At 73.7% G+C, this 15,738-nt stretch carries 12 protein-coding genes and 1 pseudogene; 5 read left to right on the top strand and 8 right to left on the bottom strand.

Annotated features, from left to right (window positions below):
• Nucleotides 1-100 precede the first annotated feature (100 nt).
• The 3 genes from KIF24_RS13770 to KIF24_RS33940 are packed head-to-tail and all read left to right on the top strand — an operon-like array spanning nt 101 to nt 4,238.
• Complete coding sequence (locus tag KIF24_RS13770; RefSeq protein ID WP_331461120.1) at nt 101-1,864, top strand: ABC transporter permease; 1,764 nt, start codon at nt 101-103, stop codon at nt 1,862-1,864.
• The gene (locus KIF24_RS13765) at nt 1,861-2,859 is read left to right on the top strand and encodes a hypothetical protein (RefSeq protein ID WP_221084376.1); all 999 of its coding nucleotides are present in this window, start codon (nt 1,861-1,863) and stop codon (nt 2,857-2,859) included. Before KIF24_RS13770 ends, KIF24_RS13765 begins: the two co-directional genes overlap by 4 nt.
• A complete protein-coding gene (locus KIF24_RS33940) occupies nt 2,793-4,238 on the top strand; it encodes a tetratricopeptide repeat protein (protein ID WP_221084375.1) in 1,446 nt (481 codons plus the stop codon). The genes KIF24_RS13765 and KIF24_RS33940 overlap by 67 nt, the downstream gene beginning before the upstream one ends.
• 169 nt (nt 4,239-4,407) lie before the next feature.
• On the opposite strand, the gene KIF24_RS13755 is transcribed toward KIF24_RS33940, so the two are convergent.
• On the bottom strand, nt 4,408-4,956 hold the full coding sequence (locus KIF24_RS13755; protein ID WP_221084374.1) for a MarR family winged helix-turn-helix transcriptional regulator: 549 nt from the start codon (nt 4,954-4,956) through the stop codon (nt 4,408-4,410).
• 102 nt (nt 4,957-5,058) lie between these two features.
• On the opposite strand from KIF24_RS13755, the gene KIF24_RS13750 reads away from it, so the two are divergent.
• Nucleotides 5,059-5,970, top strand: coding sequence for an LLM class flavin-dependent oxidoreductase (locus KIF24_RS13750; protein ID WP_221084373.1), 912 nt, complete (start codon nt 5,059-5,061; stop codon nt 5,968-5,970).
• A 40-nt stretch (nt 5,971-6,010) separates the two neighbouring features.
• Nucleotides 6,011-6,670, top strand: a complete 660-nt coding sequence (locus tag KIF24_RS13745; RefSeq protein WP_221084372.1) for a hemerythrin domain-containing protein — start codon at nt 6,011-6,013, stop codon at nt 6,668-6,670.
• 32 nt (nt 6,671-6,702) lie between these two features.
• Here KIF24_RS13745 and KIF24_RS13740 read toward each other — a convergent pair whose 3' ends face one another.
• The 7 genes and pseudogenes from KIF24_RS13740 to KIF24_RS13710 form a co-directional block, all read right to left on the bottom strand.
• Nucleotides 6,703-7,572, bottom strand: coding sequence for a carbohydrate ABC transporter permease (locus KIF24_RS13740; RefSeq protein ID WP_221087340.1), 870 nt, complete (start codon nt 7,570-7,572; stop codon nt 6,703-6,705).
• Nucleotides 7,573-7,604: 32 nt separating this feature from the next.
• Nucleotides 7,605-8,639, bottom strand: a complete 1,035-nt coding sequence (locus KIF24_RS13735) for an ABC transporter ATP-binding protein (protein WP_221084371.1) — start codon at nt 8,637-8,639, stop codon at nt 7,605-7,607.
• The gene (locus tag KIF24_RS13730; RefSeq protein WP_221087339.1) at nt 8,636-9,961 is read right to left on the bottom strand and encodes an ABC transporter substrate-binding protein; all 1,326 of its coding nucleotides are present in this window, start codon (nt 9,959-9,961) and stop codon (nt 8,636-8,638) included. Before KIF24_RS13730 ends, KIF24_RS13735 begins: the two co-directional genes overlap by 4 nt.
• A 30-nt stretch (nt 9,962-9,991) precedes the next feature.
• A complete protein-coding gene (locus KIF24_RS13725; RefSeq protein ID WP_221087338.1) occupies nt 9,992-10,801 on the bottom strand; it encodes a carbohydrate ABC transporter permease in 810 nt (269 codons plus the stop codon).
• 53 nt (nt 10,802-10,854) lie between these two features.
• On the bottom strand, nt 10,855-13,644 hold the full coding sequence (locus KIF24_RS13720; RefSeq protein ID WP_221084370.1) for a beta propeller repeat protein: 2,790 nt from the start codon (nt 13,642-13,644) through the stop codon (nt 10,855-10,857).
• A 122-nt stretch (nt 13,645-13,766) separates the two neighbouring features.
• A complete protein-coding gene (rnhA, locus tag KIF24_RS13715; protein ID WP_221084369.1) occupies nt 13,767-14,252 on the bottom strand; it encodes a ribonuclease HI in 486 nt (161 codons plus the stop codon).
• Between the two features lie 125 nt (nt 14,253-14,377).
• Nucleotides 14,378-15,651: pseudogene (locus KIF24_RS13710) on the bottom strand (lycopene cyclase family protein).
• Between the last annotated feature and the right edge of the window lie 87 nt (nt 15,652-15,738).

Below are 15,738 nucleotides of genomic sequence, written 5' to 3'. Positions count from 1 at the left end.
GACTTCTTCATGGACGTGACCGACGGGGTGCACGCCCGCGAGGCGGTCCGCCGGGCCACCGGCCAGCTCGCCGAGGCGGCCCGCGCGGCGGAGGCGGGCGGTGAGCCGGGCGCCGCTGCTGGGCGAGCTGGCGGTGCTCGACGACGTCGGACCGCCCCGGCGGGGCCGGGCCTATCCGGCGGCCGGGGCCAGCTGGGCGCTGCTCGCGCCGGCGGTGCTGCTGCTGGGCGGGCTGCTCGCCTGGCCCGTGCTGCGTACCGCGCAGGCCAGCGTCACCACCGACGGTCGCTGGGTGGGCGGCGAACACTACCGGGCCGCCCTCGCCGCACCGGGCACCGGCGCGGCGGTCGGGCGCACGCTGCTCTGGGCGCTGCTGGTGCCCACCGTGGTCACGGTGCTGGGCTACCTGCTCGCCGCGGCCTCCCGGCGGTCCCAGGAGGGCTGGCTGGTCCGGCTCATCCTGGTGGTGCCGACCGCGCTGCCCCTGGTGGTCACCGGCGTGACCTTCCGGCTGCTCTACGACCCGGACCCGCAACGCGGGCTGGCCACCCTGGTCCTGGCCCGGATCACCGGGCGTCCACCGGAACAGGTGCCGCAGCTGCTCGGGCCGGAGCTGGTCACCGTGGCCGTGATGTCGGCGTTCGTGTGGGCCTGGGTCGGGCTGGCCATGCTGGTGTTCCGGGCCGCCCTCGACGCGGTGCCGGCCGGTCTCGTCGACGCGGTACGCGCCTTCGGCGGCAGCCGCCGTGACGTGCTCTGGGACGCGCAGTGGCGACCACTGCTGCTGCGTACCGTGGCGGTGGTCTTCGCCCTCGTCGCGGTCGGCACCAGCCGCACCTTCGATCTGATCCTGGTGATGACGCCCGGCTCGGTGCGCGACGAGGCGTCGGTGCTCTCGCTGCGGATCTGGCAGACCTCCGGCGCGACCACCACCGGCGAGGGTGCCGCCCTGGGGGTGATCTGGCTGGTCGCGGTGACCGCCGGAATGCTGGTGGTGGCGCTGTTCGTCCGGCAGGCGTGGCCGCCGCCGCAGCAGCCGGCCGGCGCCGTGGCGAGCGCACCGCCGCCACGGCGGATGGTCCGGCTGCTCGCCGCCGGCGCGGCCGTGGCCTGGCTGCTCCCGCTGGGAGTGCTGGCCGCCACGTCGGTGCAGAACCCCGTCCGCGCGGCCACCGGAAGCTGGTGGTCCAGCCCGCCGAGTCTCGACTCCTACCAGGCCGTGCTCGGCCGGCCGGAGCTGTGGCGCAGCCTCGGCTTCACGCTGGTGCTCGCCACCGTCGTCACCGGCGCGGTGCTGGGCGTCGCGCTGCTCGCCGCCTACCCGCTGGCCTGGCTGACCGGGCCGGCCGCCCAGGCCACCGGGCTGGTGCTGATGGCCGCGGTGGTCGTTCCGGTGCAGGTGATCGCCGGTCCGCTCAACGAGGTGCTCGGCCTGGCACTCTCCTCCGGCACGGCCCGGGGGGTGGCCCTGGTGCACATCGCGCTGGGTGTGCCGTTCGCCGTGCTGGTGCTGCGCAACTCCTTCGCCGACCTGCCCGCCGAACAGGTGCGCGGCGCCCGGTTCGGCGGGCGGCACTGGTGGGGCACGCTGCGCCGGCTGGCCCGGCACAACCGCACCGCCCTGGTGGCGGTGGCCGTGCTGGAGTTCGTGCAGGTGTGGAACGACCTGGTGGTGGGGCTGCTGTTCAGCGGCCCCGACGGCGCCCCGCTCGGGTTGTTCCTCGCCGGGCAGACCCGCGGCTTCGTGGCCGGCAGCGGCACGCTCGCCGCCGGCTGCGTGCTCGCCTCGGTCCTGCCCGTGCTGGTGTTCGTCCTGGCCCGCCGGCAGGTCGTCGCCGGCCTGGTCGCCGGGGGCGTACGGTGACCCCGCCACGGCGGGGCTCCCGCCGGCCACGGCTGCTGAGCGTCCTGCTCGCCCTCGGCGGGGTGGCCGGCGCCGGGATCAGCGCCCTGCTCGGCAACGTCACCGGCAACCTGCTCTCCGAACTCTCCGTCACCGCCCTCGGCTCGGCGAGCCTGGGCCTGGTGGTGGTCGGGGTGGCCGCCTCCTTCCTGGTGGAGTGGCGACGCCGCCAACAGGAGCAGTCGCTGGCCGCTGACGGCGAGGCCCCGGCGACCAGCAGCGCACCCACGTTGCCCTGGCCGGCCGGCTTCACCGGCCGACGGGGCCAGGCCGAGGCCGTGGCGGCCATGCTGGCCCCGGAACACGCCGTGGCGGTGGTCGGCCGGCGTGCCGTGGGCACGTCCTGGTGCGCCGTCCAGGCGGCGAACCTCGGCCGGACGGACTTCCCCGACGGCCAGTACTACCTCGACCTGCGCCGGAGCGGTCGGGCCCGCTCGCCGCGGCAGGTCCTCACGGCGCTGGCCCGCATCCTCGGCACCACGCCACCGCGCTCCGGCCGTCCCGACGACCTCGCCGACGCCGCGGACGAGCTGCGCGGCCAGCTCGACGGTCGCAAGGTGCTGCTGGTGCTCGACAACGTCGACAGCCCCGCCCAGGTTCGGCCGTTGCTGCCGCCGACCGCCCGGACCTGCCGGTTGCTGCTGGCCGGCACCGGCCGGCTCGCCGCACTCGACGGGGTGGTCGCCTACTGGCTGGCCGAACCGGACGCCGACGACGCGGTGGAGATGTTCGCCGATGCCGGCGCCGCCACGGCGGTGGCCCGCCCGCACCGGCCGGACCCACGCGGCGATCCGGCGGTGCGCGCCGTCGTGGAGTTGTGCGGGCGGCAGCCGCGCGCGGTGACCGAACTGGGCGGCGCACGGCGCAGCACGGCTGGCGGCACGCCGACGTGCTGCACGCGCTGCGCCGCGCCGCCGACACGCCGCCGCACCAGCGGGTCGGCGTCTCGCCGGTGACCGGACTGGTCACCGGCCGGGACACCGCCTACCACGCGTTGACCGGCGAGGCGCGGCGGTTGTGGCGGTTGCTGTCGTTGAGCTCGGTGCCACTGGACCGGGCGACCATCGCCGCCCTCGCCCGGCGCCGGCCGCATCGGATCGCGGCGCTGCTGGACGAACTCGCCGACGGCGCGTTCGTCACCGGTGCACCGGGCGACCGGTACGAGGTCCGGCCGCTGCTCGCCCCGTACGCCCGGATGCACCTGCGGGAGGCCGAGCCGGTGCACCGCCGGGTCACCGCCCAGGCCCGGCTGACCCGGCACCTGGCCCGCCGGGCCGAGCAGCACGTGGCGGGGCTGGCGTTGGCCGGCCTGCTCGACCGGGACCGCCGGCTGCCCGACGACGATCCGTACGGCTGGTTCGACCTGCATCAGGAGCTGCTGCTGGCGGTGGTGAAGGTGCCGGCCGGCGCGGTGGAGACGCTGCCGCGCCGGGTGCGGGACTGGTGGTTCCGGCTGGCCGTGGCGCTGTGCGGCTGGCTCGCCCACGCCGAGCGGCTGGACGAGTGGGAGGAGGTGTGCCGGACCGTGCTGGCCAACCCCACCGCCCAGGATCGGCCGGAGATCGCCGGTTGGGCGCACAACGAGCTGGGGGTGTTGCGCCGTCGCCGGCACGACCCGTACGGCGCGGTGGCCGCCCTGAGCCTGGCGGTGGCCGGGCGGGGGCGACGCGGCACCGCCCAGGCCCGGATGAACCTCGGCCTGGCCCTGCTCGACCTGGGCCGGGCAGATGAGGCGGTGGAACATCTGGAACTGTCCCGCCGGCACCGCGCGGGCAGCGACCGGGCCGGGCAGGCGCTCAGCGACCTGGGACTGGGTGCGGCGCGGTTGGCGCGGTACGAGCTCGATGCCGCCCACGACCTGCTGGTCCGCGCCGCGAACACGTTCCGCTCGCTCGGGGACTCGCGCGGCTATGCGGCGGCGCTGACCGACCTCGTACTGGTCCACTCCGCGATGGGCGAGCACCTCGACGCGGCGCAGGCATGGCGGGCCGCGCTGCGCGAGTACGAGTCGGTCGGCGACCCGACCAACCGGGCTGCGGCGCTGCTCAACGCGGCGGCCACGCTGCTGGGTGTGACGCCGGGTCAGGCCCGCCAGGCGTACGAGATGCTGGCCGAGAGCCGGCGGCTGCGGGAGGGCCGCCGGCCGGACGCCGGGTTGGGCCGGACGCTGCTGCACCTGGGCGACGCGGCGTCCGTACTGGGCGACGACGACGAGGCCCGCCGGCACTGGGTGGACGCGTCGGCGGTCTGCGAGGCGGCCGACGACGACGACGGCCGGCAGGCGGCGGACGACCGCCTGAGCGGCGACCGCCTACCGCAACGCGGCCCGGGCTGACGGGCACACCTTCGGTCTCCGGCCCGCCCGGGGCGGCCTGGCCTCCGCCGGTCAGGCGGTCTCTCCGGGGGCGAGGTGGCGGTAGCCGGGGACGGTACGTCGGGCTCCGCGCCGCCGATCTCCGGTGGGCAGCGGCATGCCCGGGACGTCGACACCGCCCCGGGTGGCGTCAGGTGCGGGCGGACCGGCGGCGGGCGGACCGGCCGGTGGGCGGCCGTTCCACCGTCTCCGCCACCGCCTCGCACAGGTCGGTGAGTGGGTCGAGCGCCTGCGCCGCGCCGGCCACCCGTCGCAGCAGCCCTCGCAGCGTGGCGGCGTCCTCGGGCGGGATCGCCCGTAGCAGCCGTGACTCGACCGTCCGCAGCGTCTCCCGCCGGCGCCGCGCGGCGTCGCGCCCGGCGTCGGTGAGGGTGACCAGGCGGCTGCGCCGGTCCGCCGGGTCGGGCCGGCGGACCACCAGGCCGTCGTGTTCCAGGTCGTCGATCAGGTACGTCAGGACGGTGCGGTCGATGCCCAGTTCCTCGGCGATCGCGCCCTGGTTGCGGGCGGGCTGCCGGTCGGCGGCGGTGAGCACCTGGTAGCCCCGGGGCCCGCCCGGCAGGTCACCCACCGCGTGGTCGGCGGCCCGGATGTAGGCGCGGAAGACGACACCGAGCATCCACCCGAGGTCGTCGTTGAGCGGGTCGGGACGGGAGTCGCTGGCCTGCGCGCCGGTCATCCCGCCAGGTTATCGCAGATCACAAACTTTATTGGGCAATGATGTTCTGCACGCAATAACATTGCGCCTGTTGATCGCCACACGATCCTGAGGAAGGCCGAGATGAGCGACTACGGACACCAGCTGACCTTCGGGTCGTTCCTGACGCCCGGCAACGCCGACCCCGCCCGGCCGGTCGGCCTGGCCATGCTCTCCGAGCAGGTCGGCCTCGACCTGGTCACCTTCCAGGACCACCCGTACCAGCCGGCCTTCCTGGACACCTGGACGCTGCTCAGCTATGTCGCCGCGCGGACCGAGCGGGTACGCCTGTCCGCCAACGTCACCAACCTGCCGCTGCGTCCACCCGCCGTGCTCGCCCGCAGCGTGGCCAGCCTCGACCTGCTCAGCGGCGGGCGGCTGGAGCTCGGCCTCGGCGCCGGCGCGTTCTGGGACGCCATCGAGGCCATGGGTGGGCGCCGCCTCTCCGCCGGGCAGGGCGTCCGGGCCCTGGAGGAGGCGATCGAGATCATCCGGCAGATCTGGGACGCCGACGCCCGGGGCGGCGTCCGCGTCGAGGGTGAGTTCCACCGGGCGGTCGGCGCCAAGCGGGGCCCGGCTCCCGCGCACGACGTGGGCATCTGGCTCGGCGCCTACAAGCCACGCATGCTCGCGCTGACCGGCCGGCGGGCCGACGGCTGGCTGCCCTCGCTGGCCTACCTGCAACCCGGCGACCTGGCCAGCGGCAACGCGATCATCGACGACGCCGCGGCGGGTGCCGGCCGCGTCCCGTCCGACGTGCGCCGCCTGCTCAACATCAACGGACGGTTCGCGGCGACGGGCCGCGGCCCGCTGGACGGCCCGGCCGAGCAGTGGGCCGAGGAACTTGCCGACCTGGCCCTGACCGAGGGGATCAGCACCTTCATCCTCGGCAGCGACAACCCGGACGACCTGCGACGATTCGCCGCCGAGGTGGCACCGGCCACCCGGGAGCTGGTCGCCGCCGAACGCTCCCCGCTCGGCCGCCACGACCGGTGAGCCACCGGCGGCCGGCAACGGCGATGGCCCCGGGGCCGGCGTGGCCGCCGGCGCGGCGGCCCGCGCGGGACAGCCGGACCGGCGAGCCAGCGTCGCCGCCACGCCGTTCGCCGTGACGGCGACGCCCGACGAGGGCATCCGCCGCAGCGACGTGCGGGTGTGGGACGAATCGGCCCGACCGGCCGGGCCGGCACCGGACCCGGAGCGCACCTACACGGCACACGAGCAGGCGGGCGCCCAGCACCTGATCGACGTGCACGACGGGTTGCGCGCCGAACTCGCCCAGATCCACGACCTGATCGAGCAGGTCGCCGCCGGGTTGATCGACGTGGGTACCGCGCGCTCGCACATCAACACGATGACGATGCGGCAGAACAAGTGGACGCTGGGCACCTACTGCGAGTCGTACTGCCGGGTGGTCACGACCCACCACACCATCGAGGACCGGTCGCTCTTCCCGCACCTGCGCCGGGCGGACCCCCGGCTCAGGCCGGTCGTCGACCGGCTCGAGGAGGAGCACCACGCCATCCACGACGTGCTGGAGGGAGTCGACCGGGCGCTGGTCGCCTTCGTCGCCACGCCGGACGGGATGGCCGAGTTGCGGGCCGCCGTCGACCTGCTCAGCGACACGCTGCTGTCCCACCTGTCCTACGAGGAACGTGAACTCGTCGAGCCGATCGCCCGGCTGGGTGCGCACTGAGCGGCCGGCGCCGACCGCGGCGGATGCCGGCGTCACAGCCGGTAGAAGCGGCGGTATCGGCGGATCAGGCGCCACTGCGCCAGCACCGCCACGCCGGTCAGCAGCATCATCACCAGGGTCGCCGCCGCCGCGTAACCGTAGCGCAGGTACTCGAAGCCGGTCTGGTAGACGAACAGGGACAGATAGGTGGTGGCGTACGGTGGCGGGCCGCCGTCGGTCACCACGAACGCCGGCACGAAGGTGAAGTGCAGGCTGGCCACGGCGTCACGCACCGCCAGCAGCCCCAGCACCGGCGCCATCAGCGGCAGGGTGATCCGGCGGACGACGTCCCAGCCGGTGGCGTCCTCGACGGCGGCCATCTCGTACACGTCACGGGGCAGCGCCCGCCGGGCAGCCAGCAGCACCACGAAGGTCTCCCCCATGGTGAACAGGCTCATCAGGATGATCCCCGCGCGGGCACTGGTCGGGTCGGTCAGCCACTGCGGCGGAGTCCGCCCCAGCACGGTCAGCCCGTGCTCCCCGCCGACGCGCAACAGCTGGTTGATCGGGCCGTACAACGGGTTGAACAGCCACAACCAGAGCAGGCCGTAGGCGATCTCCGGCACGGCGGTGGGCAGCAGCGCGGCGGTGCGGGCAGTGCCGACGCCGCGGGCCCGCCGGTGCAGCAGCAGTGCCAGGCCGAGCGCCAGCAGCACCCGCAACGGGACGGCAACCAGGGCGAACACCACCGAGTTGAGCAACGCGACCCGGAAGATCGGGTCGTCGAGCAGGGCAGTGAAGTTCTCCAGCCCGGCCCAGGTCGGCGGGCGCAGCAGGTCGTACTCGGTGAAGGCCATGCCCAGGGTGACCAGCGCCGGCAGCAGCACCAGGCCCACCAGACCGACCAGGTAGGGCGCCAGCATCAGCGTCAACTGCCGCCGCGAACGCGGGTCCGTCACGGGCGCACCCGGCGGCCGGACGCGGCGTGGAACAGGTGGACGTCCGCCCAGCGCACGTCGAGCCGTACCGTCGCGTCCCGCGCGGGGCGGCGGGCGGCCGGCACCCGGGCGACCACCGGCTGCCCGGCGGCGAGGGTGAGATAGGCGTAGGCGTCCTCGCCGATCACCTCGACCCGGTCGACAACGGCCGTGGTGCCCTCGGCGACGTCGAGGGTGACCGCCTCCGGGCGGAAGCCGATCTCCAGCGGCACGTCCGGCAGTTCCGGCCCGTCGCCGCTGGGCCGCAACACGCCGTCGGCCGGGAGCAGGTTCATCGCCGGCGACCCGACGAACCGGGCCACGAAGGTGCTCGCCGGGGTACGCCAGATCTCGTCCGGCGTGCCCACCTGCTCGACCCGGCCGTCCCGCAGCACCGCGATCCGGTCGGCGAGCACCAACGCCTCGGTCTGGTCGTGGGTGACGTGCACCATGGTCGCGCCGATCCGGTCGTGCAGCGCCCGCAGTTCCGCCCGCATCTCGACGCGCAGCGCCAGGTCCAGGTTGGACAGCGGCTCGTCGAGCAGGAAGACGTCCGGCTCGCGGACCAGCGCCCGGGCCAGGGCCACCCGCTGGCGCTCGCCGCCGGAGAGTTGGCCCGGTCGCCGGTCCAGCAGACCGGCGCAGCCCACCGTCTCGGCCGCCGCCCGCGCCCGCCGGCGGGCCTCGCCGCGCGGGGTGTCGCGTACCTCGAGTCCGAAGGCGATGTTCTCCACCACGGTCAGGTGCGGGAACAGTGCGTACGACTGGAAGACCATCGACACGTTGCGCCGCCCGGGCCGCTGGTCGGTGACGTCCCGACCGGCGATGCGGACCCGGCCGGCGGTGGCCGGTTCCAACCCGGCCACCACCCGCAGCACCGTCGACTTGCCGGCGCCGGAGGGGCCGAGCACCACCAGCAGCTCGCCGCGCTCGACGCTCAGCCGCACCTCGTGCAGCACGGTGGTGTCGCGGTAGGCGGCGCTGACGCCGTCGAGCACCAGCCCGTCGCTCACCCGTTCTCCCCACGGGCGAACATCGGCCGGCTCTTCGTGTCCAGCTCCCGGATGACGTCGTCGAGCCGGTCGCCGCGGTGCATGGCGTTCTCCAGGATGCCGTAGCTGAGATCCTCGATCTCCGGCCAGGTGGAGACGGTGGGCAGCGCCCGGACGGTGGGGATGGCGTCGAGGAAGACCTTCGAGTTGCGGGGCGGCCGGTCCGGGTCCAGGAACGCCGGTGAGCGGGACACCTCGACGTGCGACGGCACCGTACGCCCGGTCGCGGCGATGATCCGCTGCCCCTCCTCGTCCATCGCGTACTCCATGAACCGCCAGGCGGCGTCCTTGTTCTTCGACCCCCGGGTCAGGCAGTACGCGTCCGAGTGCAGCACACCGACCGGCTGCCGGTACACCGGCAGCGGGGCGACGTCCCACTCGAAGCCGGTGATGGTGCGGAAGTTGGTGGTGGCCCGGCGGGAGGTCATCAGCATGGCCAGCCGGCCGTTGAGGAAGCGGGACTCGTCGTCCTCCGCCTCCACCTCCGCGTCGCTCGGCACCACCCCGTACGCCAGCCGCAGGTCGACCAGGTTCCGCAGCACCTCGCGCGCCGGCGGGCTGTCCAGCGTCAGCCGGGTCGGCTTCTCCGGGTCGTCGACGATCTCACCGCCGTTGGACCAGACCAGCGGGGCCAGCCGGATGATGGACGGCTCCACGCCGAGCCCGTGCACGGCGGGCAGCCGGGCCGCGCCCTCCGCCTCGGTGCCCTTGATGACCAGACCCCGCTCGTCGCGGGTCATCAGGGTGGCGGTGCCGACCAGGTCGTTCCAGGTCCAGCCGGCCGTCGGCTCGGGCACGCCGTGCCTGGTGAACAGGGTGCGGTTGTAGTAGACGGCGAGGCTGGAGACGTTCTGCGGCAGGCACAGCTGCGCGCCGTCCCACGTGAACGCCGCCATCGCCACCGGGTAGTAGTCGGCCGGGTCCAGCACCGAGGACGCGGCGATCCGCTCATCCAGCGGCTCCACCACGCCCTTCGCGGCGAACTGGCCGTAGAAGCGGTAGTTCATCAGGAACAGGTCCGGTGGCGCGCCGCCGGCGACCGAGGTGGCCAGCCGGGCCAGCAGGTCCTTGCGGTCGCTGGCCTCGATCAGCTGGACCCGCTCGCCCGGCCGGGCGTTCTCGTACGCCTCGATCAGCGTCCGGTACGCGGCCAACTCCTCCGGCGCGCCGAACACCAGCAGCTTGACCGGATCGGCCGACGAGGACCCGCCACCGGAGCCGCAGCCGGTGACCGCGAGCAGGGCGCCCAGCGCGAGGGCGAGCAGCGGCTTCGGTTTCACAATGGATCATTCCTCTGAATCAGATGTCGCGGTTCAGTCATGGTGGTGCAGAAAACGCCGCTGGGCCAGGGCGAAGACCACCAGCGCGGGAACCGTGGCGATCACCGCACCGGCCAGGAAGACCGGGAAGTTGGTGGGGTCGAGCAGCGACAGCGAACGCAGCGCCAACGGCAGGGTGAACAGGTCACGGTCGTAGAGGTAGACCAGCGGGTCGAGGAAGTTCGACCAGGTGAGCACGAAGGTGAGCGCGGTGAGCCCGGCGGTCACCGGCCGCACCAGCGGCAGCGCGACCCGCCACCAGGTGCGCAGCGGGGTCAGGTCCGCCACCAGACAGGCGTCGTACAACTCGCCCGGTAACGCCCGGAAGGCCAGGTAGTAGACCAGGACGTAGAGCGGCGAGGTGCCCAGCAGCGCCGGCGCGACAAGCGGTACGAGGGTGTCGGTCAGCCCGAGGAACCGGAAGATCGTGAAGCGCGGCACGAGCAGCGCGGTCGCCGGCACCATGAGCGCCACCAGTGAGGCCGCTACCACGACGGCGGTGGTGCGCGGCGCCAGCCGGGCCAGCGCGAACCCGGCCAGCGAGGCGACCAGCACGCTCAGCGGCACCGCCAGGACGGCGACCAGCACCGAGTTCAGCGAGGCGCGCAGCAGTCCGCCGAGGTCGAGGGCACGCTCGTAGCCCGCGGTGGAGAGCGGATCCGGCACCAGCTGCGGTGTCGGCGACGGTGGCAGGCCGGGCTCGGTGAGGGAGCCGGAGACCAGCAGCAGCAGTGGCGGCACGAAGACCAGGACGACGAAGGCCGCGCCGAGCGTGCGCCACAGCCGGGCCGCGCGCTCGGGCAGCGGCGAGGGCCGCGGGTGCGGCCCTCGCCGGTGTGATGCCGATGATCGCGTTCCTACCTCAGGGTGAGTTTCCAGGCGCCGAGCCCGTGCGAGGCGGCGTAGAGGACCCGCTCGCCGGGCACGATGGTCAGTCCGGCGACCTCGACGTTCGGCATCCCGCGAGCCGCCTTGGTCCAGGACTTCTTGCCCTTCGGCAGCAGCAGCACGCCGAAGTCGGTGGAGGCGTACAGGTCACCGGTGACGTCGTCGCGGACCAGGTCGGTGATCGGCTGGTCGCCGAAGTCGTACGACCGGTCGGTCCAGGTCGCCCCGCCGCCCGTGGCCTTCACCTCGAACGCGTGCCCCAGGGTGGTCGGGGTGTTGGAGCCGTAGCCGCTGTAGGAGATCCACGCCCGGGCCGGGTCGGCCGGGTCGATGTGGACGCTGGTGACGAAGCGGTTCGGCGTGGCGGCGGTGTCGACCCGGGTCCAGGTCACCGCGGCGGCCGGCTCGGCATCGGCGTTGCGGGTGACGAAGACCCGGCCGGTGCTGGTGGCCGCCCACGCGGTGGAGCTGTCGGAATCGACCCGCTGGACCACCGAAACGGCCCCACCGGCCCGGTCGCCCCACCCGGCGCCGGTCAGGTTGGTGGTGCCCAGCGGCTCCCAGTCACCGCAGTCCTCCTCGAAGGTGCCGACCCAGGTGTTGCAGATCCGGTCGGCCTCGGCCAGGCTGCGGTCGCCCAGGCCGAAGGTCTTGGTGCGGTAGACCGACAGGCCGGTGCCGGCGAACATGGTGCCGCTGACCTTCGGGTCGCTGATCACCGGGGCGTAGAACAGGTTGCCCGGCTGGCCGTAGATCGGGTCGGCCGTCCAGATCCAGCTGGCGATGTCGCCGCCGGCGAAGCTCACCTCGGGCGTGACGTCGTAGTAGGTGTGGAACCGGAACTCGGGGCGGGCGACGTCCCAGCCGGAGGCGCCACCGTCACCGATCATCGTGTTGACCCAGCGCTGGCGTTGACCCTTGTTCTCCCAGGTGCCGTTGTCCTGGGTGCCGCCCTGGAGCAGGTTCACGTCGTGCGGGCTGGCCGACAGGCTGATGAACTGTAGCGTGTTCATCCCCTTGTTCACGCCCTCCAGCTTGGACGGGATCTTCGACAGCATCTGCCGGCAGCGATCCCGCTGCGTCTGGGTGGTCAGCCTGCGGTCCGGGTTGTCGCACCAGCCCGACCGGTCGACGAGGGTGCCGCTCGATCGCATCACCCCGCCGTCGCTGGCCTCGAAGAACTGGTACGGGTTGCGCGGGTTGGTGACCAGGTCGTGCTGGTCGGGGTGCAGGCCGTTGGGGTGCAACTCGTCGGTGCCGTCGTACGTCATGTCGGTGCCGCTGACCCCGGCGTCGGTGGAGAGGACGACACCCCGCTTGTGGGCGATCGTCTCGCCGTAGACGTAGGAGCCGCCGGTGTAGACGATGTCCGGGTGCCCCTGCGGGGTGTGCACGAACACGTCGTACCAGCACTGGCCGGTGCACTGGTTGTAGGTGGCGAAGCCGGGGTCGGCCGGGTTGGAGCTGGTCAGGTCGGTGAACGTCGGGCCGCCGGTGGCCACGTCGTCGCTGCGGAACAGCCGCGAGTACGGGTTGCCGGTGTTGCCCTCGTAGACGTACATCCGGGTCTTGCCGCCCGGCAGCGCGGTCACGTCGATCGCCGCCCGGGTCTGGAACATCGCGGCGTTGAGCGACGGCTTGATCTGGGTCCAGGTCGCACCGGCGTCCGACGAGCGCCACACGCCCCGGGCGTACGAGGAGGCGTAGACGATGTTGGCGTCGCGCGGGTCGAGCTTGACCTGGCGTACCCCGCGCGGTGAGCAACTGGCCGCGTTGTTGTACTCGGCGGTGCTGCCGGTGCAGGCCGTGGCGTCGGCCGAGCCGTTGTGGATGAACTTCCAGCTCTTGCCGCCGTTGGTGGACTTGTAGAGGCCCCACTTCTCGGCGTCCGGCACCGGCCGGGTGACACCGCCGCAGCAGGAGCTGGACATGCCGCGCAGGGCGGTGGTGGTGGCCACGTAGAGCGTCTTCGGGTCACCGGGCTTGATGGTGATCTCACCGATGCCCTTGCCGGCGAGGACGTTCTTGCCGAGCGGGCCGGACCAGGTCAGGCCGCCGTTGGTCGACCGGTACAGGCCGACGCCGGCGACACAGCCGGAGCCGCAGGTGTTGGCCTCGCCGGTGCCGACGTAGATGGTCAGGCCGGTGCGGTCGTTGCGGTCGATCGTCACCGCGCCGGCGGCGTTGATGCCCAGCGGGCCGCCGAGGTAGAACCACTTGGGCGTGGCGGCGAGAATGTTCAGGGTGCCCCAGACGCCGCCACCGGCCGGGGTGACGTACGCCCGGCAGAGCAGCTTGTTGCAGTCCGGGCTGATGTCGATCGAGGTGACCCGGCCACCCGCGACGTACTCGTTGGGCACGTAGTTGAAGGCGTTGCGGTACTCGGTGAACGGGTAGAGCGCCTCGCTGGGGCCGACGTTGGTCCACTGCCGGCCGCCCCTGAACCGCCGGTCGGCCGCGGTGAAGGCCGCCTTCGACCGGTCCAGTTGGGCGATGGTGATCGCGTCGGCGGGGTAGGCGCGCTCCAGGAATGCCTGCTGCGCGGCGCCGCCGGGCCCGTCGGGCGACATGCCGCCGTCACCGGGGACGGCCCGGCGCAGCCGCTCCAGATGGGCGCCGAGGGCGTCGGGCATCTCCCCGCCGACCGCGACGGGCGCCGGCACCTCGGCGCCGGCGTAGTGGATTCCGACCAGACCGGTCGAGGCCACCAGGGCACCGACCGCCAGACCTACGAGCAGATGGCGACGTCTACGCTTCACGAGGTTTCCTCCGGCATGCAGCGTCACCGCAGCGCGGCGTCCGGATTGGCAACCGTCGCTGGCAGCGTCCACGCAGGAATATGTCAGAGGCGATCACCACAGGCAATACACCTGTTGCACCGTCATCGATTCGATACGCCTCGTCGGGCCCCGGCCCGCGCCTCGTTCATCCCCTGGTTGGCCAGCGCGTCGGCCCGCTCGTTCTCCGGATGCCCGTTATGCCCCTTCACCCACAGCCAGGTGATCCGGTGGCGGGCGCCCGCCGCCTCGAGCCGCTGCCACAGGTCGGCGTTCTTGACCGGCTGCTTCGCCGCGGTCCGCCAGCCGTTGCGTTTCCAGGACGCCAACCAACCGGTGATGCCGTTGCGCACGTACGTGCTGTCGGTGTGCAACTCGACCGTGGCCGGACGGGTCAGGCTCTCCAGCGCCTCGATGGCGGCGGTCAGCTCCATCCGGTTGTTGGTGGTCGGGTCCGCCTCCCCGCCGCGCAGTTCGCGCTCGTGGGCCCCGTAGCGCAGCACCGCGCCCCAGCCGCCCGGGCCGGGGTTGCCGCTGCACGCGCCGTCGGTCCAGATCTCCACCACCGGGCCGGCCACCTCGTCCACCATGCGGCAAACCTACCGAAGCCCGCCGGGCCCGCCGGCACCCGGCCGGCCGGCAGGGTTGGGCGGTCGGCGGGGTCGGGGGTCGAGGCAGGGATCGGGCCGAGTCCGGCACCGGATGGCGGTGCGGCTCAGCGGTGGGGCCGCTCGACGGCCGGAGGCTCGGGGCCGACGACGGGTGGTGGCACCGTCCAGACCGGACGGCGCGCCGGTGCGAGACGGTCGCCGAGCCGGCCGGCGGCGTCGGCCACACCGGCGGTGAGCATCGGCAGCATCGGCGTGGAGCGCATCACCGCCAGGTCCTCGGCCACGCCGGTGCCGCCGTCCAGAAAGCGCAGCACCCGCTGCGCCGGATTGCGGTCGAACAGCCGGCCGAAGAACTCCGGGCCATCGACCAGGTCGCGGTCCAGCGCCCGCAGGGCGACCGCGTCCATCCAACGGTGCCGGCGGGGTACGCGGGCGCCGGCACCGGCGGCCGTCCGGCGGCCACCGCCCGGGCGACCTGCTCGGCCTGCCGGTGCATCGCGGAGAAGGTGAAGCCGGTCGACGGGCGGGTGGCGCCGCCGGCCGTGCCGAGGCGTACCACCCGAGGTGAGGGACGGGCGACGAACGGACCGTCGGTCATCGGGATCACGCCGTTCTCGACCTCGGCGACGGTCAGCCGGGCCGGGTCGAGGCCGAGCAGATCCCGGTAGCCGGCCAACGCCGTGTCGTACGCCGGCCCGCTGAGCAGGCCGGGCGAGAACTCGGTGTACTCGACGAGCGCGTAGCGGCTGTCGACCGGCAGCACGTAGCCGAACGAGACACCCCGGGCCGGCTGCGGGGTGCGGAAGTCCATCAGGACGGCCCGTCCCGGATCGAAGACCGGCCGGTCGGCCGCCAGCCACCAGCCCCGGAAGTGCTGCAACCAGTTCGTCCGCCCGGGCCGGTGTGGTGGCCGGGGCCGGGAGTCCAGCACCCAACGGGCCCGCAGCACCGGTGTCCCGGAACCGGTACGCACGAGCACCCGGTCGCCGTCGTCGTCGAGAGCCTCGACACCAGCGACGATCCGGATCACGCCGAGGCGCCGCTCCGCGTCGGCGGCCCGCGCGTAGATCGGGCCCGAGCGCAGCATCGCGTACCGCAGTGGGGCGAGTTCCAGCGCCCGGTGCGTACCCGCGGTGATCACCTCGACCCGCGACCAGCTCGCGCTCAGCAGGTCGTCCAGGTCGTTGCCCGGGTGGTCCCAGAAGGCCCACGTCCGGTCCTGGCCACGCCGGCGCACCGGGTCGACGACGGCGATCCGCACATCGCACCCGCCATGGCGGGCCAACGCGGCCAGCACCAGCGACGCGGCACCACCCCCACCGACCAGGGCGAGGTCGACGTCGACCGGCACGGAACTCATCCGGTCACGCTGCCACATCGGCAACCCGGCAACCCGGCAGCCCGGCCGGTTGGCAGAAAGAGCCGAGCCGGACAACGCCCCCGGTGGACCCGTGCCGGCGCTTCG

The organism is Micromonospora tarapacensis, from assembly GCF_019697375.1.
GTDB lineage: Bacteria > Actinomycetota > Actinomycetes > Mycobacteriales > Micromonosporaceae > Micromonospora > Micromonospora tarapacensis.
The sequence above is the reverse complement of the archived record's forward strand: the minus strand, read 5'-3'. Positions and strand labels throughout refer to the sequence as shown.